Annotated in this window: 17 protein-coding genes; 9 read left to right on the top strand and 8 right to left on the bottom strand. The window is 64.4% G+C overall.

What is annotated here, in order from left to right:
* Window positions 1-123: 123 nt before the first annotated feature.
* Window positions 124-1,089 carry a DMT family transporter gene (locus ACK56M_RS07160; protein ID WP_102085112.1) on the bottom strand — a complete coding sequence of 322 codons (966 nt, stop codon included), beginning with the start codon at window positions 1,087-1,089 and terminating at the stop codon, window positions 124-126.
* Between the two features lie 255 nt (window positions 1,090-1,344).
* The gene (gene pap / locus ACK56M_RS07155) at window positions 1,345-2,838 is read right to left on the bottom strand and encodes a polyphosphate:AMP phosphotransferase (RefSeq protein WP_015269293.1); all 1,494 of its coding nucleotides are present in this window, start codon (window positions 2,836-2,838) and stop codon (window positions 1,345-1,347) included.
* A gap of 153 nt (window positions 2,839-2,991) precedes the next feature.
* Here pap and mnmC point away from each other — a divergent pair, with 153 nt between their 5' ends.
* From mnmC to ACK56M_RS07130, 5 genes are all read left to right on the top strand, one after another.
* Entirely contained in the window at window positions 2,992-4,956 is a 1,965-nt protein-coding gene (gene mnmC / locus ACK56M_RS07150; protein ID WP_411959318.1) for a bifunctional tRNA (5-methylaminomethyl-2-thiouridine)(34)-methyltransferase MnmD/FAD-dependent 5-carboxymethylaminomethyl-2-thiouridine(34) oxidoreductase MnmC, read from the top strand.
* A 227-nt stretch (window positions 4,957-5,183) separates the two neighbouring features.
* Window positions 5,184-6,971 carry an N-acetylglutaminylglutamine amidotransferase gene (locus ACK56M_RS07145; RefSeq protein ID WP_015269291.1) on the top strand — a complete coding sequence of 596 codons (1,788 nt, stop codon included), beginning with the start codon at window positions 5,184-5,186 and terminating at the stop codon, window positions 6,969-6,971.
* A 3-nt stretch (window positions 6,972-6,974) separates the two neighbouring features.
* Window positions 6,975-8,720: an N-acetylglutaminylglutamine synthetase gene (gene ngg / locus ACK56M_RS07140; RefSeq protein ID WP_054573481.1), complete on the top strand. Its 1,746-nt coding sequence runs from the start codon at window positions 6,975-6,977 to the stop codon at window positions 8,718-8,720.
* 130 nt (window positions 8,721-8,850) lie between these two features.
* A complete protein-coding gene (locus ACK56M_RS07135; protein ID WP_085617662.1) occupies window positions 8,851-10,035 on the top strand; it encodes an osmoprotectant NAGGN system M42 family peptidase in 1,185 nt (394 codons plus the stop codon).
* 183 nt (window positions 10,036-10,218) lie between these two features.
* On the top strand, window positions 10,219-10,455 hold the full coding sequence (locus ACK56M_RS07130) for a YheU family protein (protein WP_015269288.1): 237 nt from the start codon (window positions 10,219-10,221) through the stop codon (window positions 10,453-10,455).
* A gap of 43 nt (window positions 10,456-10,498) precedes the next feature.
* On the opposite strand, the gene csrA is transcribed toward ACK56M_RS07130, so the two are convergent.
* Window positions 10,499-10,687: a carbon storage regulator CsrA gene (csrA, locus tag ACK56M_RS07125; protein WP_003259056.1), complete on the bottom strand. Its 189-nt coding sequence runs from the start codon at window positions 10,685-10,687 to the stop codon at window positions 10,499-10,501.
* Window positions 10,688-10,807: 120 nt separating this feature from the next.
* Window positions 10,808-11,617: an SDR family oxidoreductase gene (locus ACK56M_RS07120; RefSeq protein ID WP_015269287.1), complete on the bottom strand. Its 810-nt coding sequence runs from the start codon at window positions 11,615-11,617 to the stop codon at window positions 10,808-10,810.
* Between the two features lie 281 nt (window positions 11,618-11,898).
* Here ACK56M_RS07120 and ACK56M_RS07115 point away from each other — a divergent pair, with 281 nt between their 5' ends.
* Window positions 11,899-12,051, top strand: a complete 153-nt coding sequence (locus ACK56M_RS07115; RefSeq protein WP_013971433.1) for a DUF3309 family protein — start codon at window positions 11,899-11,901, stop codon at window positions 12,049-12,051.
* 54 nt (window positions 12,052-12,105) lie between these two features.
* Here ACK56M_RS07115 and ACK56M_RS07110 read toward each other — a convergent pair whose 3' ends face one another.
* The 3 genes from ACK56M_RS07110 to ACK56M_RS07100 all read right to left on the bottom strand — a co-directional run bounded on the left by ACK56M_RS07110 (window position 12,106) and on the right by ACK56M_RS07100 (window position 15,188).
* Complete coding sequence (locus ACK56M_RS07110) at window positions 12,106-13,770, bottom strand: cation acetate symporter (RefSeq protein WP_013971432.1); 1,665 nt, start codon at window positions 13,768-13,770, stop codon at window positions 12,106-12,108.
* Window positions 13,767-14,078 carry a DUF485 domain-containing protein gene (locus tag ACK56M_RS07105; RefSeq protein ID WP_003260090.1) on the bottom strand — a complete coding sequence of 104 codons (312 nt, stop codon included), beginning with the start codon at window positions 14,076-14,078 and terminating at the stop codon, window positions 13,767-13,769. Before ACK56M_RS07105 ends, ACK56M_RS07110 begins: the two co-directional genes overlap by 4 nt.
* Window positions 14,079-14,327: 249 nt before the next feature.
* Complete coding sequence (locus ACK56M_RS07100; RefSeq protein ID WP_054573879.1) at window positions 14,328-15,188, bottom strand: glycine betaine ABC transporter substrate-binding protein; 861 nt, start codon at window positions 15,186-15,188, stop codon at window positions 14,328-14,330.
* 197 nt (window positions 15,189-15,385) lie between these two features.
* On the opposite strand from ACK56M_RS07100, the gene ACK56M_RS07095 reads away from it, so the two are divergent.
* Window positions 15,386-16,951, top strand: coding sequence for a beta (1-6) glucans synthase (locus ACK56M_RS07095; protein ID WP_411959317.1), 1,566 nt, complete (start codon window positions 15,386-15,388; stop codon window positions 16,949-16,951).
* A 127-nt stretch (window positions 16,952-17,078) separates the two neighbouring features.
* Here the strand turns inward: ACK56M_RS07095 and ACK56M_RS07090 are convergent, their stop codons facing one another.
* Window positions 17,079-17,447 carry a hypothetical protein gene (locus ACK56M_RS07090; protein ID WP_280167802.1) on the bottom strand — a complete coding sequence of 123 codons (369 nt, stop codon included), beginning with the start codon at window positions 17,445-17,447 and terminating at the stop codon, window positions 17,079-17,081.
* Between the two features lie 190 nt (window positions 17,448-17,637).
* On the opposite strand from ACK56M_RS07090, the gene ACK56M_RS07085 reads away from it, so the two are divergent.
* A complete protein-coding gene (locus tag ACK56M_RS07085; RefSeq protein ID WP_003260096.1) occupies window positions 17,638-18,936 on the top strand; it encodes a hypothetical protein in 1,299 nt (432 codons plus the stop codon).
* Window positions 18,937-19,009: 73 nt separating this feature from the next.
* Window positions 19,010-19,753: a VacJ family lipoprotein gene (locus ACK56M_RS07080; protein ID WP_043936071.1), complete on the top strand. Its 744-nt coding sequence runs from the start codon at window positions 19,010-19,012 to the stop codon at window positions 19,751-19,753.
* The last annotated feature ends 28 nt before the right edge of the window (window positions 19,754-19,781 follow it).

Here is a 19,781-nt window from a genome sequence, read left to right as displayed (position 1 = left end):
AGACCGCGCTCCCCTGTAGGAGCGGCCTTGTGTCGCGATGGGCTGCGCAGCAGCCCCAGAAATCTCGGCAGCAACATAGATTTCTGGGGCTGCTGCGCAGCCCATCGCGACACAAGGCCGCTCCTACACAGAGCGCGCAACCCTCTTGAACTTGCGGGCGCGCCACCCGGCCACCAGCGAAGGCCCCAGTGCCACCAGCGCCGAGCCCAGCACCACGGTCACCGCCCCCACATAGCCCAGGGCATTGATGTCCTCGGCGTGCACATAATCAGGCCAGACCAACGCCGCCAGTGCCACCGCGACAAAGGTCACCAGCGGGGTCAGCGCCAGCGTGGCACTCACCCGCGACGCCTCCCAGTGCGCCAGCGCCTCGGCGAACGCGCCATAGGCCACCAGGGTGTTCAGGCAACAGGCCAGCAACAGCCAGCCTTGCACCGGGGTCAGCTGCAACGCCTCCAACGGGTGGGCCCAGGGTGTCAGCAGCGCGGCGCAACTGAGGTAGATCACCATCATTACCTGCTGCGAATGCCACACCGTCAGCAACTGCTTCTGGCTGAGCGCATAGAACACCCAGACGCTGGTGGCCAACAGGATGGTCAGCACGCCGGTGGTATAGGTGCCGAGCGAGGTCAGCAGCTCTTCCAGGCGCTGGTTGAAAAACAGCCCGAACCCCGCCAGCAGGATCAGCAGGCCCACGCCCTGCCCCAGGCTGAAGCGTTCGCGGAACACGAACACGCTGGCCACCAGCAACAGCACCGGGCCGATCTGCACGACCAGTTGCGCAGTGCCCGGGCTGAGCAGGTTCAGGCCAATCAGGTACAGCACGTAGTTGCCCATCAGGCCAAGCACGGCCACTACCACCAGGCCTTTGCGCTTGGGCGTCAGCTTGCTGAAGGAAGGCAGCCTGCGCTTGGCGGCCAGCCAGGCGAACAGCAGGCCGCCGGAGACCAGCAGGCGGTACCAGGTGACGGTGACCGGGTCGACCACTTGCAGCACCTGCTTGAGCTTGATCGGCAGGATGCCCCAGAGCAACGCCGTCAAAAGTGCCAGGAAAAGGCCATAGCCCCAGCGGCCGGTAATGGTGTGCATAAAATCCTCGATCGAGCCCGTGGTGGGGGTGGTTGAATTCTACGGGCTTGGAGGGCGGGGACGGTGGTGGGTGCCGGGAAAAGAATTCATCAGGTCATTCTTCTGCGGCATGGCTTGGCAGGTGTGCTGCCTGTTCTGGCCCTTTCGCGGGCACGCCCGCTCCCACTGGGACCCCACAAGATTCAGAGTGTGTGCAAATCCTGTGGGAGCGGGCGTGCCCGCGAAGAGGCCAGAACAGGCAACCAACAAGCCTGGCTATTTCTTGTCCCTGGCAAACGCCGCCTCAAGCGCCTGGTTGATGGTGCGCAACACCTTCACCCGCGCCCAGCGCTTGTCGTTGGCCTCCACCAGCGTCCACGGCGCAATCTCGGTGCTGGTGCGGTCGACCATGTCGCCCACCGCCTGGACATAGTCGTCCCACTTGTCGCGGTTGCGCCAGTCATCCTCGGTGATCTTGTAACGCTTGAACGGGATCTGCTCGCGCTCTTCGAAACGCTCCAGCTGGGTCTGCTGGTCGATCGCCAGCCAGAACTTGACCACCACCGTGCCGGCATTCACCAGCTGTTCCTCGAAATCGTTGATCTCGCTGTAGGCACGCATCCAGTCGGCCGGGCTGCAGAAGCCTTCCACACGTTCCACCAGCACCCGGCCATACCAGGAACGGTCGAAGATGGTGAACTTGCCACGCGCCGGAATGTGCCGCCAGAACCGCCACAGGTATGGCTGCGCGCGCTCTTCTTCAGTGGGCGCGGCAATGGGCACGATGCGGTACTGGCGCGGGTCCAGCGCTGCCGCCACGCGGCGGATGGCGCCCCCTTTGCCGGCAGCGTCGTTGCCTTCGAACACCGCCACCAAGGCATGCCGACGCATGTGCTTGTGGCGCAGCAGGCCGGCCAGGCGGGCCTGCTCGGTGACCAGTTGCTCCTGGTAGTCGGACTTGTCCAGGCGCAGGGTCATGTCCAGCGCGCCGAGCAGGCTGCGCTGGTCGATGCTGCGGCCCAGCGGGGCGACGTTGCCCTGGTGCTTGCCTTTGGGATTGTTGTCCAGTGCCGCCTGCAGGCTTTCCAGCAGGATGCGCCCTACCGCCAGGCTGCGGTAGTTCGGATCGACGCCCTCAATGACATGCCATGGCGCGTAGTCGCGGCTGGTGCGGCGCAGCACGCGCTCACCAAAGCGCACGAAACGGTCGTAGGTTTCCGACTGCTGCCAGTCCAGCGGGCTGATCTTCCAGCTGTGCAGCGGGTCGTCCTTGAGCGATTTCAGCCGCGCCTTCATCTGCTTCTTGGACAGGTGGAACCAGAACTTGATGATCAACGCACCTTCGTCGCACAGCATCTCTTCCAGGCGTTCGGCGCCGGTGATGGCCTGGTCGAGCACGGCATCCTTGAACACCCCGTGCACCCGCCCCTGCAGCATCTGGCTGTACCAGTTGCCGAAGAACACGCCCATCCGCCCCTTGGGTGGCAGGGCCCGCCAGTAGCGCCAGGCCGGCGGGCGGGCCAGCTCTTCGTCGGTCTGCTGGTCGAAGGTGAGCACATCGATCATGCGCGGGTCCATCCACTCGTTCAGCAGTTTGACCGTCTCGCCCTTGCCGGCGCCTTCGATACCGTTGATCAGCACGATCACCGGGAAGCGCGCCTGCTGCTTGAGTTCGTACTGGGCTTCGAGCAGGGCCTCGCGCAAAGCGGGTACCTCGGCGTCGTAAGCCTCCTTGTCGATGCTGTGGCCGATTTCTGCGGATTCGAACATGCACTGGCTCCTTCAATGGATAAGCAAGACTAGCGGATTTGAAGGCTTGTGCAGTACTTGTGGGAGCTGGCTTGCCGGCGATAGGGCCGGCACAGCCAGCGCAAAATCCTCAGATGGCATAAAATCCGCCCATCCGCTGCAACCGAGCCAACCATGTCCACCCTCCTCCAGCACGCCCAGATCGACTGGGACGACCAGGGCCGCCCCCATTCGCGGCAATACGACGACGTCTATTTCGCAGTCAACGAAGGCATCGAAGAAACCAGGCACGTGTTTCTCGGGCAAACCCGTCTGGCCGAGCGCTTTGCCAACCTCGCCCCGCACGCCTGCGTGGTGATCGGCGAAACCGGGTTCGGCACCGGCATGAATTTCTACTGCGCCTGGCAACTGTTCGAGCAGCACGCCCATGCCGAGGCCCGCCTGCATTTCGTCAGCGTCGAAAAATACCCCCTCGGCCGCGACGATCTGGCCCGCGCCATACGCCTGTGGCCGGAACTGGCGGCCTACAGCCAGCCCCTGCTGGAGCAGTACGTTGCGGTGCACCCTGGCTTCCAGCAGTTCACCTTCGACAACGGCCGGGTCACCCTCACCCTGCTGATAGGCGACGTACTGGAGCAGCTGCCGCAACTCGATGCGCAGATCGATGTGTGGTTCCTCGACGGCTTCGCGCCGGCCAAGAACCCCGACATGTGGACCCCGGAGCTGTTCGCGCAACTGGCACGGCTGTCACACCCGGGCACGGTGCTAGGCACCTTCACCACCACCGGCTGGGTACGCCGCAGCCTGGTCGATGCCGGCTTCGCCATGAAGAAGGTGCCGGGCATCGGCAAGAAATGGGAAGTGATGAGCGGCGCCTATGTCGGCCCTGTGCCCAGCCCCGGTGCGCCATGGTATACGCGCCCGGCTGCCGTTGCGGGGCCGCGTGAAGCGCTGGTGATAGGCGCCGGGCTCGCCGGCAGCACCACCGCCGCCAGCCTGGCACGGCGTGGCTGGCAGGTTACCGTGCTGGAACGCCACGACACGCCGGCTCGGGAAGCTTCGGGTAACCCGCAAGGGGTGCTGTACCTCAAGCTGTCCGCCCATGGCACGGCGTTGTCGCAGATGATCCTCGCCGGTTTCGGCTATACCCGGCGCCAGCTGCAGCGCCTGCAACGTGGCCACGACTGGGATGCCTGCGGCGTGCTGCAACTGGCCTTCGACAGCAAGGAAGCCGAACGCCAGGGCAAACTGGCTGGGGCCTTCGAACATGGCCTGCTGCACTCGCTGGAACGTGCAGAAGCCGAAGCCATCGCAGGTGTGGCCTTGCCGGCTGGCGGGCTGTTCTATCCCGAAGGTGGCTGGGTGCACCCGCCGGCGCTGTGCCAGCAGCAGTTGCAGCACCCGGGTATTCGCCTACTGACGCACCAGGAGGTGCTCGAGCTGCGCAAGGTCGACGGGCAGTGGCAAGCCTGGGCTGGCGAACGTTTGCTGGCCAGCGCGCCGGTGGTGGTGCTGGCCGGTGCCGCCGACATACTGCGCTTCGAACCATGCGCGCAGCTGCCGCTCAAGCGCATCCGCGGGCAGATCACCCGCCTGCCGGCCACCCCCAGCAGCCGCGCGCTGCGCACCGTGGTGTGTGCGGAAGGCTATGTAGCGCCGCCGCGCGGCGATGAACACACCTTGGGCGCGAGCTTCGACTTCCACAGCACAGACCTGGCGCCGACGGTAGCCGAGCACCAGGGCAACCTGGCATTGCTGGACGAGATTTCGGTCGACCTTGCCCAGCGCCTGGGCGCCGCCGAACTGGACCCCGGGCAGTTGGAAGGCCGTGCAGCGTTCCGTTGCACCAGCCCGGATTACCTGCCGATCGTCGGGCCGGTGGCGGATGCGCAGGCGTTCGCCCAGGCATATGCAGTGCTGGGCCGGGATGCGCGGCAGGTGCCGGATGTGGCCTGCCCCTGGCTGGATGGGTTGTATGTGAACAGCGGGCACGGCTCGCGCGGGTTGATCACGGCGCCGTTGAGCGGCGAACTGGTGGCGGCGTGGGTATGCGGGGAACCGCTGCCGTTGCCACGGGCGGTGGCGGAGGCGTGCCACCCGAATCGGTTTGCCTTGCGCAGGTTGATTCGTGGGAAGTGATCGGGCCGGGGGCTGCTGCGCAGCCCAATCGCCGGCAAGCCAGCTCCCACAGGGACCGCGTAAGGCCCCAGGCCTGTGGTGAACCTGTGCGGGCGAGCCCGCGAAGGGCTGCGCAGCAGCCCCATATAACAGATCGATCTAAAACTCTCGCAAACCACATGGGTCAGTTCCTTAAGGTGCCCTAATCCGGGGCCCCCCCTCCCCAACGGAAAAACCGGTAAGGACCTATGTGCGGATTAGCAGGAGAGTTGCGTTTTACACCCATCGACCAAGCCCCTCGCCCAGCCGACCTGGCTGCGGTAGAGCGCATAACCCACCACCTGGCGCCCCGCGGCCCGGATGCCTGGGGCTTCCATAGCCAAGGCCCGATCGCCCTCGGCCACCGGCGCCTGAAAATCATGGACCTGTCCGACGGCTCTGCCCAGCCGATGGTGGACAACACCCTGGGCCTGTCGCTGGCCTTCAACGGCGCCATCTACAACTTCCCCGAACTGCGCCAGGAGCTGCAAGCCCTGGGCTACAGCTTCTGGTCCGACGGCGACACCGAGGTGTTGCTGAAGGGCTACCACGCCTGGGGCGCGGCCCTGCTGCCCAAGCTCAATGGCATGTTCGCCCTGGCCATCTGGGAACGCGACAACCAGCGCCTGTTCCTCGCCCGCGACCGCCTGGGCGTAAAGCCCTTGTACCTGTCGCGCAACGGCGAGCGCCTGCGCTTCGCCTCGACCCTGCCAGCGCTGCTCAAGGGTGGTGACATCGACCCGATGCTCGACCCGGTGGCACTCAACCACTACCTGAATTTCCACGCCGTGGTGCCGGCGCCACGCACCCTGCTGGCCAACGTGCAAAAGCTGGAACCCGGCACCTGGATGCGCATCGATCGTCATGGCGAAGTGGAACGCCAGACCTGGTGGCAGCTGCACTACGGCGCCAACCCCGATGAACGTGAGCTGGACCTGGAAGGCTGGACCACCCGCGTGCTCGACGCCACCCGCGACGCCGTGGCCATTCGCCAACGGGCAGCAGTGGACGTAGGTGTACTGCTGTCTGGCGGGGTCGATTCCAGCCTGCTGGTCGGCCTGCTGCGCGAAGTGGGCGTGGATGACCTGTCGACCTTCTCCATCGGTTTCGAGGATGCCGGTGGCGAACGCGGCGACGAGTTCCAGTACTCCGACCTGATCGCCAGGCACTACGGCACCCGTCACCACCAGCTGCGCATTGCCGAGCACGAAATCATCGACCAGTTGCCAGCCGCCTTCCGCGCCATGAGCGAACCCATGGTCAGCCATGACTGCATCGCCTTCTACCTGCTGTCGCGGGAAGTGGCCAGGCACTGCAAGGGCGTGCAAAGCGGCCAGGGCGCCGACGAGCTGTTCGCCGGCTACCACTGGTACCCGCAGGTGGACGGCGCAGAGGATGCCTTTACCGCCTACCGCGAAGCCTTCTTCGATCGCAGCCACGCCGAGTACCGCGACACCGTGCAGGCACCCTGGCTGCTGGAAAGCGACGCAGCGGGCGACTTTGTCCGTGAACATTTCGCCCGCCCTGGCGCCCCCGATGCGGTAGACAAGGCGCTGCGCCTGGATAGCACGGTGATGCTGGTCGACGACCCGGTCAAACGGGTCGACAACATGACCATGGCCTGGGGCCTGGAGGCGCGCACGCCGTTCCTCGACTACCGCCTGGTGGAGCTCTCGGCACGCATTCCGGCACGCTTCAAGCTGCCCGACGGCGGCAAGCAGGTGCTCAAGCAGGCGGCGCGGCGGGTGATCCCGCACGAGGTGATCGACCGCAAGAAGGGCTACTTCCCGGTACCGGGCCTGAAGCACCTGGAAGGCGCCACCCTCGGCTGGGTGCGTGAGCTGCTGACCGACCCCAGCCAGGACCGTGGGCTGTTCAACCCGGCCATGCTCGACCGCCTGCTGAGCAACCCGCACGGCCAGTTGACGCCGCTGCGCGGCTCCAAGCTGTGGCAACTGGCGGCGCTGAACCTGTGGCTGAGCGAACAAGGAATCTGACCGATGAAAGCCCACGAAATCGCTTACGGTCAGCGCCTGCTGCGCGGCCAGGCGCCGTCCTACGAGCGCCTGCAGGCGCGCCTGGCCGGCGACGGCAGCCAGCCCCACGACCAGCCGCGCGCAGTACATTGCGGCTGGGGCCGGCTGCTGATCGGCCACACCTACCCCAACCCGGCCGACCTGGCCGCCGACCTGCTGGAAGAACGCCCCGGCGAGCGCGATATCGCCCTGTACGTGGCCGCGCCGCAGCAGCTGCTGGCCCAGGCCCCGCAGCAACTGTTCCTCGACCCGTCCGACACCCTGCGCCTGTGGTTCACCGACTACCGCCCGGCGCAGCGGGTGTTCCGCGGCTTTCGCGTGCGCCGGGCGCAGAACCCGGGCGACTGGCAGGCGATCAACACCCTGTACCAGGCGCGCGGCATGTTGCCGGTGGACGCCGAGCTGCTTACGCCTCTGCACCTGGGCGGCCCGGCGTACTGGCTGGCCGAGGACGAAGACAGCGGCGCGGTGATCGGCAGTGTCATGGGCCTGAACCACGCCAAGGCGTTCGACGACCCCGAGCACGGCAGCAGCCTCTGGTGCCTGGCGGTAGACCCGCACTGCACCCGCCCCGGCGTGGGCGAGGTGCTGGTGCGCCATCTGATCGAACACTTCATGAGCCGCGGCCTGGCCTACCTGGACCTGTCGGTGCTGCACGACAACCGCCAGGCCAAGCGCCTTTACCAGAAGCTGGGTTTTCGCAACCTGCCGACCTTCGCGGTCAAGCGCAAGAACGGCATCAACGAACAGCTGTTTCTGGGGCCGGGGCCTCAAGCCGACCTCAACCCCTACGCACGCATCATCGTCGACGAAGCGCTGCGTCGAGGCATTGAGGTACAAGTGGACGATGCCGCTGGCGGCCTGTTCACCCTCAGCCTGGGCGGGCGCCGCATTCGCTGCCGTGAGTCGCTCAGCGACCTGACCAGCGCCGTGACCATGACCCTGTGTCAGGACAAGCGCCTTACCCAACATGCCTTGCACAATGCCGGGCTGCAGGTGCCGGCGCAGCAGCTGGCCGGCAATGCCGACGACAACCTGGCGTTTCTCGAAGAGCATGGCGCGGTGGTGGTCAAGCCGGTCGATGGCGAGCAAGGCCAGGGCGTGGCGGTGAACCTCACCTGCATCGACGACATCACCCAAGCCGTGGCGCATGCCCGCCAGTTCGACAGCCGCGTGTTGCTGGAGAGCTTCCATGCCGGGCATGACCTGCGCATCGTGGTGATCGGCTACGAAGTGGTGGCGGCAGCGATCCGTCACCCAGCCCAAGTGCTGGGCGATGGCAAGCACAGCATCCGCGAGCTGATCGATGCCCAGAGCCGTCGGCGCCAGGCCGCAACCGGTGGCGAAAGCCGCATTCCACTGGACGACGAAACCGAGCGCACCCTGCGCGCGGCGGGCTTTGGCTACGACGACGTGTTGCCCGCCGGCCAGCGCCTGGCCGTGCGACGCACCGCCAACCTGCACACCGGCGGCACCCTGGAAGACGTGACCGAACGCCTGCACCCGGTGCTGGCCGAAGCCGCCGTGCGCGCTGCACGGGCGCTGGAGATCCCGGTGGTGGGGCTGGACTTCATGGTGCGTGATGCCGGGCAACCGGAGTACGTGATCATCGAGGCCAACGAGCGTGCCGGCTTGGCCAACCATGAACCGCAACCGACCGCCGAGCGCTTTATCGACCTGCTGTTTCCGCATAGCCGGCCTTTGGCGTAACCGCTGCTGGCCTCTTCGCGGGTAAACCCGCTCCCACAGAGACCCCACAAGTATCGAGGGCTTTGGTGGACCTGTGGGAGCGGGTTTACCCGCGAAGAGGCCGGCACAGGAGTAAAGGAGTCCCCCAACCATGTCCGACCGACATCCCGAACCCGATCTCGACTATCTCAAGCGCGTGCTGCTGGAGATGCTCGCCATCCCCAGCCCCACCGGTTTCACCGACACCATCGTGCGCTACGTGGCCGAGCGCCTGGACGAACTGGGCATCCCTTTCGAGCTGACCCGCCGCGGCACCATCCGCGCCACCCTGAAGGGCCGCCAGACCTCGCCCGACCGCGCCGTGTCCGCTCACCTGGACACCATCGGCGCCAGCGTGCGCCAGTTGCAGGACAACGGCCGCCTGGCCCTGGCGCCAGTCGGTTGCTGGTCCAGCCGCTTCGCCGAAGGCAGCCGGGTCAGCGTATTCACCGACACCGGCGTATACCGGGGCAGCGTGCTGCCGCTGATGGCCAGCGGGCATGCTTTCAACACCGCCATCGACCAGATGCCGGTCAGCTGGGAGCACGTTGAGGTACGCCTGGACGCCTACTGCGCCACCCGCGCCGACTGCGAGGCGCTGGGTGTAAGCATCGGTGATTTCGTTGCCTTCGACCCGCTGCCCGAATTCACCGAAAGCGGCCACATCAGCGCCCGCCACCTGGACGACAAGGCCGGCGTGGCAGCGCTGCTGGCGGCGCTGAAAGCCGTGGTGGAAAGCGGCCGCCAACCGTTGATCGACTGCCACCCGCTGTTCACCATCACCGAAGAGACCGGCTCGGGAGCGGCTGGCGCCCTGCCCTGGGACGTCAGCGAGTTTGTCGGCATCGACATCGCCCCGGTGGCGCCCGGGCAGGCCTCCAGCGAACATGCAGTGAGCGTGGCCATGCAGGACTCGTCGGGGCCTTACGACTACCACCTGTCCCGGCACCTGCTGAAACTGGCCGGCGACCACGACCTGCCGGTGCGGCGCGATCTGTTCCGCTACTACTTCAGCGATGCCCATTCGGCAGTGACGGCGGGGCACGATATTCGTACCGCGCTGGTAGCCTTTGGTTGCGATGCCACCCATGGCTACGAGCGAACACACATCGACAGCCTGGCGGCGTTGAGCCGCTTGTTGTCGGCGTACCTGCTGAGCCCGCCGGTGTTTGCCAGTGATTCGCAGCCGGCCAATGCGTCGTTGGAGCGCTTCAGCCACCAGCTGGAACATGATGCACAGATGGAGAGCGATACGCGGGTGCCGGCGGTGGATAGCCTGGTTGGCAACAAAGGCTGAGGGCCCTGGGGGCTGCTTTGCAGCCCAATCGCCGGCAAGCCAGCTCCCACAGGATAACCACAGGCCCAGGCTTTGTGCTGTCCCTGTGGGAGCTGGCTTGCCGGCGATTGGGCCGCAACGCGGCCCCAAAATCCCGAATGTTTCGCGTAGCATGCCCCCACCAAGACCCTAGGCAACGCCACCATGCTGATCCCCTACGACCAACTGCAAGCCGAAACCCTGACCCGACTGATCGAGGACTTCGTCACCCGCGACGGTACCGACAACGGCGACGACACCCCGCTGGAAACCCGCGTGCTGCGGGTGCGCCAGGCATTGGCCAAGGGCCAGGCGTTCATCCTTTTCGACCCGGAAAGCCAGCAGTGCCAGTTGCTGGCCAAGCATGATGTGCCCCGCGAGCTGCTCGACCAACAGATCTGACCTCTTCGCGGGCGTGCCCGCGAAGAGGCCGGCACAGGCAACATCAAACCCTGCGGGCCTTGGCCTGCTGCCCTTCCTTGATGCGCTTGTACACCTCGGCCCGATGCACCGGCACTTGCCGCGGTGCATCCACGCCAAAGCGCACCATCCCGTCCCGCGTTTCCACGACCATGATCCGAATGTCATCACCAATCACGATGATCTCTCCCACTTCGCGCCCTATTACCAGCATGCTCCGTTCCTCCAGCGAAAGGGAAAACCGGAGCCTGCCTTGACGGCATAGGGCTACTCAATAGTTCTACCGTGATTCAGAAGCACCCTACATCTGCCGGTAACTTTCCTTACAGACGAATCATCGCGACTGAGCCTTGGCCCGCATTTTCACCGCCATCTCAGCCATCTCGTCATACAGCCGCTCAGGTGCCTGACGCTTCAGTTGCCAGGCCTGGCGCCCGGCCTCATGGGGCAGGATCAGGAACTCACCAGCGGCAACCTGCCGGTGGATGTATTCGGCGATGTCCGCCGCATTGATCGGCGAGCCTTCAAGCAGCTTGCCAACCTGGGCTTTCATCGCCGGGTTCGGCCCGCGGAACGAGTCCAGCAGGTTGGTCTGGAAGAAAGACGGGCACACCACGTGCACCGCCACTTCCAGTTCGCGTAGCTCGACCAGCAGGCTTTCCGACAGGGCCAGTACGCCGGCCTTGGCCACGTTGTAGTTGCTCATGCCCGGCCCCTGCATCAGCGCAGCCATCGAGGCGATGTTGATGATTCGCCCCTTGCTGCGCTCCAGCAGCGGCAGAAAGGCCTTGCAGCCCTTGACCACACCCATCAGGTTGACCGCGATCTGCCAGTCCCAGTCCTCCAGCGACAGTTCGGCGAAGAACCCGCCCGAAGCGACGCCGGCGTTGTTGACGATCACATCGATACCACCGAACTGCTCGGTGCAGGCCTGGGCCAGGGCGGTGAGCTGGCTGTAGTCGCGCACGTCGCAACGCTGGGCAAAGCCTTCGCCGCCAGCTGCGCGGGCCAGCTCCAGGGTTTTGCGCAGGCCGGCTTCGTTGACATCGGCCAGCGCCAGGCGCCAGCCCTCACGCGCCCAGCGCAGGGCGATCTCGCGACCGAGGCCGGACCCGGCGCCGGTAATCATGATGCGGTTTTGCATGGTGACTGGCCTTGTTCTGATGGGTTGTGCAACCAGTCTAATCAAGGCCTGGTGGGCAGGCAGGGTTCATCAGGGTAGTGAATGGACGGGCATGACTGTGTGGTTAGCCTGCACCGGCTGCTCCTGCAGGGACCGCACACACCTGTAGGAGCAGCCTTGTGCTGCGAAGAGGCCGGTACAAGCCCTACACAAATGGAATCTTTGACACTCACCACCAGTCCTTATTTACAAGAGGCCAGCAGTCCGAGGCCCTTGACCCTCAACCACGCAAGGACTCCGTCATGACAACGATTCTCATCATCATCCTGATCCTTCTGCTGATTGGTGGCTTACCGGTCTTCCCGCACTCGCGCAGCTGGGGCTATGGCCCGTCCGGCATCATCGGCGTGGTGCTGGTAGTTCTGCTGGTTTTGTTGCTGCTAGGCATGATCTAGCGGCGAAAACACAAAAAAACCGCGCCGAAGCGCGGTTTTTCATTGCCGGAAGGATCAGTGCGAAACAGCACCCGAAGCGCCCAGGCCAGTCTGCGAACGCACGAACTGCGGGAAGAACAGCGCACGTTCGTCTTCGGCAGCCTTGGACTTGTCGGTGACCGAGAAGAACCAGATACCGACGAAGGCGATCAGCATCGAGAACAGCGCCGGGTACTCGTACGGGTAGATCGGCTTCTCGTGGCCGAGGATCTGCACCCAGATGGTCGGGCCGAGGATCATCAGCGTCACCGCGCTCACCAGGCCCAGCCAGCCGCCGATCATCGCACCGCGGGTGGTCAGCTTCTTCCAGTACATCGAGAGCAGCAGTACCGGGAAGTTGCAGCTGGCCGCGATGGAGAACGCCAGGCCGACCATGAAGGCGATGTTCTGCTTCTCGAACAGGATACCCAGGCCGATCGCCAGTACGCCCAGGGCGACGGTGGTGATCTTCGACACGCGGATCTCGTCCTTGTCGTTGGCCTTGCCCTTGCGCCATACACTGGCGTACAGGTCGTGGGACACCGCCGAGGCACCGGCCAGGGTCAGGCCGGCGACCACCGCCAGGATGGTGGCGAAGGCAACAGCCGAGATGAAGCCGAGGAACACGCTGCCACCCACGGCGTTGGCCAGGTGCACCGCTGCCATGTTGTTGCCACCCAGCAGGGCGCCAGCGGCGTCCTTGAAGTCCGGGTTGGTGCTGACCAGCAGGATGGCGCCAAAGCCGATAATGAAGGTGAGGATGTAGAAGTAGCCGATGAAGCCGGTGGCGTACAGCACGCTCTTGCGCGCTTCCTTGGCGTCACTGACGGTGAAGAAGCGCATCAGGATGTGCGGCAGGCCGGCGGTACCGAACATCAACGCCAGGCCCAGCGAGAATGCCGAGATCGGGTCCTTGACCAGGCCGCCCGGGCTCATGATCGCCTCGCCCTTGGCGTGCACCTTGATTGCCTCGGAGAACAGGGTGTTGAAGTCGAAGCCAACGTGCTTCATCACCATCAGCGCCATGAAGCTGGCACCGGACAGCAGCAACACGGCCTTGATGATCTGTACCCAGGTAGTGGCCAGCATGCCGCCGAACAGTACATACAGGCACATCAGGATACCCACCAGGATCACCGCCACGTGGTAGTCCAGGCCGAACAGCAGCTCGATCAGCTTGCCGGCACCGACCATCTGCGCGATCAGGTAGAACGCCACCACCACCAGCGAACCGGAGGCCGACAGGGTGCGGATCTCCTTCTGCCCGAGGCGGTACGAGGCCACGTCGGCGAAGGTGTACTTGCCCAGGTTGCGCAGGCGTTCGGCGATCAGGAAGAGGATGATCGGCCAGCCGACCAGGAAGCCGATCGAGTAGATCAGGCCGTCGTAGCCAGAGGTGAACACGAGTGCGGAAATACCCAGGAACGAGGCGGCCGACATGTAGTCACCGGCAATCGCCAGGCCGTTCTGGAAACCGGTGATCTTGCCACCGGCGGCGTAGTAGTCCGACGCCGACTTGTTGCGCTTGGAGGCCCAGTAGGTGATGCCGAGGGTGAACGCGACGAAGGCCACGAACATGGCGATCGCGGAGACGTTCAGCGGTTGCTTCTGCACCTCGCCGGTCAGGGCATCGGCGGCCCACACGGCGGGTGCGAAGGCTCCGCAGGCCAGTACGGCCAGGGCTTTGGCGTGGCGAATCATTGTTGCGCCTCCTTCAGGATGGCCTTGTTCAGCTCATCGAATTCGCCGTTGGCGCGGCGTACGTAGATGGCGGTCAGGACGAATGCCGAGACGATCAGGCCGACGCCCAGGGGGATGCCCCAGGTAATCGACGACTCAGGGCTGAGCTTGGTGCCCAGGATCTGAGGACCGTAGGCGATCAGGAGGATGAAGGCGCAGTACAGGCCGAGCATGATCGCCGAGAGAATCCAGGCGAACCGTTCGCGTTTGGTGACCAGCTCCTTGAAGCGGGGGCTGTTTTGTATCGAGAGGTAAATGCTGTCGTTCATTGTTTTTGTCCTAGCAGCACAGATAGGGGTGGAACCCACGACCCTTACTTTATGCGGCTATCGGACGCCAACCAGACGACCTTAGTCTTAGATGCAACGGTGTTTTACGGATCACGCAACAAAACAGCTTGCACATATCCCTGTAGGAGCAGCCTTGTGCTGCGAAGAGGCCGGTACAGGCTGCCCGAATCTTCGCAGCTTGCACCGGCCTCTTCGCAGCACAAGGCTGCTCCTACAACGGAACGGGTGTTACTTGCCCGTCCACTCCTTCACGCGATCAGGGTGCTTGGCCACCCAGTCCTTGGCCGCCGCTTCAGGCTTGGCGCCTTCCTGGATAGCCAGCATCACTTCGCCAATCTCGTCCTTCGACTGCCAGTTGAACTTCTTCAGGAACTCCGCCACTTCCGGGGCCTTGGTGGCCAGTTCCTTGCTGCCGATGCTGTTCACGGTTTCCGCGGCGCCATACACGCCTTTCGGGTCTTCGAGGAACTTCAGCTTCCACTTGGCGAACATCCAGTGCGGTACCCAGCCGGTCACCGCGATCGACTGCTGCTTGGCATAGGCACGGCCCAGTTCTGCTGTCATCGCCGCGCCGGAACTGGCCTGCAGCTTGTAACCGGTCAGGTCGTAGTCCTTGATGGCCTGGTCGGTCTTGAGCATTACGCCGGAGCCGGCGTCGATGCCGACGATCTTCTGCTTGAAGGTGTCATCGGTCTTGAGGTCGGCGATGCTCACCGCCTTGACGTACTCAGGGACGATCAGGCCAATCTTGGCGTCCTTGAAGTTCGGGCCGTAGTCGACCACGTTGTCCTTGTTCTTGGCCCAGTACTCGCCATGGGTTACCGGCAACCAGGCCGACAACATGGCATCGAGCTTGCCGGTGGCCACGCCCTGCCACATGATCCCGGTGGCAACGGCCTGCAACTTCACGTCGTAGCCGAGTTTCTGCTTGATCACTTCGGCAGCCACGTTGGTGGTCGCCACGCTGTCAGCCCAACCATCCACGTAACCAATGCTGACTTCTTTGGCCATTGCCTGTGCCGCGCCCATGGCCAGTACCATGGCAGTGCCCACACCCAGGAAACGTCGCATTTTTGTATTAGCAGCCATCAAAGCATCCCCTCGTCAGGTCTCGGAATTTGCATCATGGTCCTGCAACAACAGTCGACCTGCTCCAGCTACGACCTATATCCGCCCCATATGCGACAGCACTATGCCATTAGCGCCATCGGCCTATGCCGCCCTGCGCGATCCTTGCATGCCAAAAGTTTGGCGCCGGGCTACTATCTACCCTTTTGCGCCTGACGATGGACCGCCCGATGCCCAGTTCTACCCGCCTGCTGCTGCCGTTGTACCTGCTTGCCTGCCTGCTCGCCCTGCTCGGGCTCGGAGGGCTCTGGTACGGGCTTGGCAAGCCGGTGCAACTGCCGGACGCGGCCAGCCCGACGCACAAGCTGCAATGCGCCTCGTATACCCCGTTCGACAAGGACCAGTCGCCCTACGACCAGCCGTTGCGCCTGCGCCCGGCCCGCATGGATGCCGACCTGGCGTTGCTGGCCGAGCGTTTCCAGTGCATCCGTACCTATTCCCAGACCGGTCTTGAAGCAATCCCGGCGCTGGCACGCAAGCATGGCCTGAAAGTGATGCTGGGTGCCTGGGTCAACGCCCACCCGGCCGACACCGAGAAAGAAATCGAGCTACTGATCGCCGCCGCCAATGCCAACCCCGACGTGGTCAGTGCGGTGATCGTCGGCAACGAGACGCTGCTGCGCAAGGAGGTGACCGGCGCACACCTGGCCACGCTGATCGCACGGGTGAAAAGCCAGGTCAAGGTGCCGGTAACCTACGCCGATGTGTGGGAATTCTGGTTGCAGCACCCGCAGGTAGCGCCTGCGGTGGACTTCCTGACTATTCACTTGCTGCCTTACTGGGAAGACGACCCGCGGGGCATCGACGAAGCCCTGGCCCACGTCGCCGATGTGCGCCGGGTGTTCGGCACGCGCTTCGCGCCGAAGGACATTCTGATCGGCGAAACCGGCTGGCCCAGCGAAGGCCGCCAGCGCGAAACCGCACAGCCCAGCCGGGTCAACGAGGCGCGTTTCATTCGCGGGTTTGTGGCCATGGCCGAAAGCAACGGCTGGCACTACAACCTGATCGAGGCGTTCGACCAGCCATGGAAGCGCGCCAATGAAGGGGCGGTTGGTGGTTACTGGGGGCTTTACGATGCCGACCGGCAGGACAAGGGCATACTCGAAGGGCCGGTGAGCAACCTGCCTTACTGGCCGCAGTGGTTGCTGGCCAGTGCCGTGCTGACGGTGGTGATGCTGATGCTTGCCGGGCGCCCCGCCACCCCGGCGGCAGCCATGCTGCTGCCGTTGCTGGCAGCGTTTGGGGCAGGCTGCCTGGGGCTCTGGGGCGAGCTGATGCGCACCCATGCGCGTTTTGCCGGGGAGTGGCTGTGGGCGGTGCTGCTGGCAGGACTGAACCTGCTGGTGCTGGCCCATGCCGTGCTGGCCCTGGCACGGCGCGCGGGCTGGCGCGAGCGCCTGTACGCCTGGTTGCAGGCGCGGGCCGGCTGGCTGTTGCTGGCGGCGGGTTTTGCCGCGGCGGTGAGCATGCTGGCGATGGTGTTCGACCCACGCTACCGCAGCTTCCCCAGCGCGGCGTTGGCGTTGCCGGCGCTGGTGTTTGCAGTGTGGCCGGTGCGGGCGCGGCGTGCGGAGGTGGCGTTACTGGCGTTCATCGTCGGTGCCGGGGTGGCGCCGCAGTTGTTTGTGGAAGGGTTGGAGAACCAACAGGCCTGGGGATGGGCAGTGGTCAGTGTGCTGATGACCGCGGCCTTGTGGCGGAGCTTGCGGCTGCGCCCGGCCTGATATCCTTGGGACCGCTTCGCGCTCCATCGCAGGCAAGCCAGCTCCCACAGGAGTTATGCTACCTATGGAATCGGCGCGGTCCCTGTGGGAGCTGGCTTGCCTGCGATGGGCCGCAAAGCGGCCCCTTTCAGCCTTGATCCGGCGACCTGACCAACCGCAACCCCGCCAGCACCAGCGCGAACACGGCAATGCTGGCGGTATACAGCACCAGTGCCGGCACCGCGAACACCAACGCCACCACCGCCAGCCACCAGCCGCCACGGCCGGCAATGACCTGCGCCAGCAGCGCCAGCGCCAGCCCGCCCCAGGCCATCACCTGGTGATGAATGCCCAACCCCAGCAACGACCGCACCTCACACTGCCAGTACGCCGCCGGCGCCGTGCACAGCCCCACCCACTGCCCGTCCTCCATCAGCCCATAGCGCACACCATAACTGGCAGCAAGCCAGAGCCCCAGAAACAGCACAAGCAGCGCAGCCGGCAGCGAACGAGACATCCAGCTCTCCAATAGCGGTAATCGAAAGCATCCATGATCGCTTATGCCCAGTTGTAAGGCAAAATCACCTCCCTGCAGCTATGTTGCAGATAACAAGCACACCAAAGACCACCGCACCTGGCAACTTTGCCCGGCCCGTTGTGGTCCTAGCCTGCACACTGCTCGACCTTGCGTTCTTTTGGGGGATTACATGCTTCGATCTTTGCGCCTCGCTGCCTTGCTCGGTGGCCTGCTCATGGCTGTGGCCGCTTCGGCGCGGGATATCGACGCCGCGAGCTATGGTTTTCCCTTGACCAACCCGTTCGAGGCAACCATCGCCACCACGCCACCGGACCAGCGCCCCACCCTGCCCGAAGATGACGAAATCAACCAGTCCGACTACAGCCTCAACCTGCGCCCGGACCGTGAATTCACTCTGCCGGACAATTTCTGGGCGGTGAAAAAGCTCAAGTACCGCCTTGCCCGCCAGGACCGCGAGGCGCCGCTGATCTTCATCATCGCCGGCACCGGTGCGCCCTACACCAGCAGCATCAACGAATACCTGAAGAAGCTGTTCTACCAGGCCGGCTTCCACGTGGTGCAGCTGTCGTCGCCAACCAGTTACGACTTCATGAGCGCCGCCTCGCGCTTCGCCACCCCAGGCGTCAGCCAGGAGGATGCCGAAGACATGTACCGGGTGATGCAGGCCGTGCGCGCCCAGCACCCGCGCCTGCCAATCAGCGAGTTCTACCTCACCGGCTACAGCCTGGGCGCACTCGACGCTGCCTTTGTCAGCCACCTGGACGAAACCCGCCGCAGCTTCAACTTCAAGCGCGTACTGCTGCTGAACCCGCCGGTCAACCTGTACACCTCGATCAACAACCTGGACAAGCTGGTGCAGACCCAGGTCAAGGGCATCGACCGCAGCACCACCTTCTACGAGCTGATGTTGGCCAAGCTGACCCGCTACTTCCAGGAAAAGGGCTACATCGACCTCAATGAGGCCTTGCTGTACGACTTCCAGCAGTCGCGCCAGCACCTGTCCAACGAGCAGATGGCCATGCTGATCGGCACCTCGTTCCGCTTCTCGGCGGCCGACATTGCCTTTACCTCCGACCTGATCAACCGCCGCGGCCTGATCATTCCGCCGAAGTTCCCGATCACCGAGGGCAGCAGCCTCACGCCATTCTTCAAGCGTGCCCTGCAGTGCGACTTCGACTGCTACATGACCGAGCAGGTTATCCCCATGTGGCGCGCCCGTACCGACGGCAACAGCATCCTGCAACTGGTCAACCAGGTCAGCCTGTATGCACTTGAAGATTACCTGAGCAGCAGCGACAAGATCGCCGTGATGCACAACGCCGACGACGTCATCCTCGGCCCTGGTGACATCGGCTTCCTGCGCAAGGTGTTCGGTGAGCGTCTGACCCTTTACCCCCATGGCGGCCATTGCGGCAACCTCAATTACCGCGTCAACAGTGACGCCATGCTGGAGTTCTTCCGTGGTTAACAAACTCCTCTTCGCCACTGCCCTGTTCGCCGCCGGCCACGCCCTGGCTGCCGAAACCGCCCCCCGGGCCAGCGTGGTCGAGGCCGACCCGCAAGTCACCGAAGCGCCACTGGCGCCCGAGACCGATGGTTTCCTCGACCCGCTGCGTGAGCTGAAATTCAACCCGGGGCTGGACCAGCGCGAGTTCGAGCGCTCCACCCTGCAAGCGCTGAACGTGTACGACCCGCTGGAGTCGATCAACCGGCGCGTCTATCACTTCAACTACCGTCTGGACCAATGGGTGCTGCTGCCGATGGTAAGCGGCTACCAATACGTCACCCCGCGCTTCGTGCGCACCGGGGTGACCAACTTCTTCAACAACCTGGGCGACGTGCCGAACCTGTTCAACAGCGTGTTGCAGCTCAAGGCCAAGCGCTCGGCCGAGATCACCGCGCGGCTCATGTTCAACACCATCATCGGCGTGGGTGGGCTCTGGGACCCGGCAACCAAGATGGGCCTGCCGCGGCAAAGTGAAGACTTTGGCCAGACCTTGGGCTTCTATGGCGTACCGGACGGGCCGTACCTGATGCTGCCGGTGCTGGGGCCTTCGAACCTGCGCGATACCACCGGGCTGGTGGTGGACTATGCAGGCGAACAGGCGATCAACTACCTGAACGTGGCCGAAGCCAGCAGCGACCACCCGGAAATCTCCGTGCTACGCGTGGTGGACAAGCGCTACAGCACCAAATTCCGCTATGGCCAGCTCAACTCGCCGTTCGAGTACGAGAAGGTGCGGTACGTTTATACCCAGGCGCGCAAGTTGCAGATAGCCGAGTAGGCCGGCCAGGCCTCTTCGCAGCACAAGG

The sequence above is a fragment of the Pseudomonas sp. s4 genome, from assembly GCF_046764235.1.
Taxonomy (GTDB): Bacteria; Pseudomonadota; Gammaproteobacteria; order Pseudomonadales; family Pseudomonadaceae; genus Aquipseudomonas; species Aquipseudomonas asiatica.
The sequence above is the reverse complement of the archived record's forward strand: the minus strand, read 5'-3'. Positions and strand labels throughout refer to the sequence as shown.

What these genes read in the sequence shown, in the direction of transcription:
- ACK56M_RS07160 (WP_102085112.1), bottom strand. Translation starts at nt 1,089, where the DNA reads ATGCACACCATTACCGGCCGCTGGGGCTATGGCCTTTTCCTGGCACTT.
- pap (WP_015269293.1), bottom strand. Translation starts at nt 2,838, where the DNA reads ATGTTCGAATCCGCAGAAATCGGCCACAGCATCGACAAGGAGGCTTAC.
- mnmC (WP_411959318.1), top strand. Translation starts at nt 2,992, where the DNA reads ATGTCCACCCTCCTCCAGCACGCCCAGATCGACTGGGACGACCAGGGC.
- ACK56M_RS07145 (WP_015269291.1), top strand. Translation starts at nt 5,184, where the DNA reads ATGTGCGGATTAGCAGGAGAGTTGCGTTTTACACCCATCGACCAAGCC.
- ngg (WP_054573481.1), top strand. Translation starts at nt 6,975, where the DNA reads ATGAAAGCCCACGAAATCGCTTACGGTCAGCGCCTGCTGCGCGGCCAG.
- ACK56M_RS07135 (WP_085617662.1), top strand. Translation starts at nt 8,851, where the DNA reads ATGTCCGACCGACATCCCGAACCCGATCTCGACTATCTCAAGCGCGTG.
- ACK56M_RS07130 (WP_015269288.1), top strand. Translation starts at nt 10,219, where the DNA reads ATGCTGATCCCCTACGACCAACTGCAAGCCGAAACCCTGACCCGACTG.
- csrA (WP_003259056.1), bottom strand. Translation starts at nt 10,687, where the DNA reads ATGCTGGTAATAGGGCGCGAAGTGGGAGAGATCATCGTGATTGGTGAT.
- ACK56M_RS07120 (WP_015269287.1), bottom strand. Translation starts at nt 11,617, where the DNA reads ATGCAAAACCGCATCATGATTACCGGCGCCGGGTCCGGCCTCGGTCGC.
- ACK56M_RS07115 (WP_013971433.1), top strand. Translation starts at nt 11,899, where the DNA reads ATGACAACGATTCTCATCATCATCCTGATCCTTCTGCTGATTGGTGGC.
- ACK56M_RS07110 (WP_013971432.1), bottom strand. Translation starts at nt 13,770, where the DNA reads ATGATTCGCCACGCCAAAGCCCTGGCCGTACTGGCCTGCGGAGCCTTC.
- ACK56M_RS07105 (WP_003260090.1), bottom strand. Translation starts at nt 14,078, where the DNA reads ATGAACGACAGCATTTACCTCTCGATACAAAACAGCCCCCGCTTCAAG.
- ACK56M_RS07100 (WP_054573879.1), bottom strand. Translation starts at nt 15,188, where the DNA reads ATGGCTGCTAATACAAAAATGCGACGTTTCCTGGGTGTGGGCACTGCC.
- ACK56M_RS07095 (WP_411959317.1), top strand. Translation starts at nt 15,386, where the DNA reads ATGGACCGCCCGATGCCCAGTTCTACCCGCCTGCTGCTGCCGTTGTAC.
- ACK56M_RS07090 (WP_280167802.1), bottom strand. Translation starts at nt 17,447, where the DNA reads ATGTCTCGTTCGCTGCCGGCTGCGCTGCTTGTGCTGTTTCTGGGGCTC.
- ACK56M_RS07085 (WP_003260096.1), top strand. Translation starts at nt 17,638, where the DNA reads ATGCTTCGATCTTTGCGCCTCGCTGCCTTGCTCGGTGGCCTGCTCATG.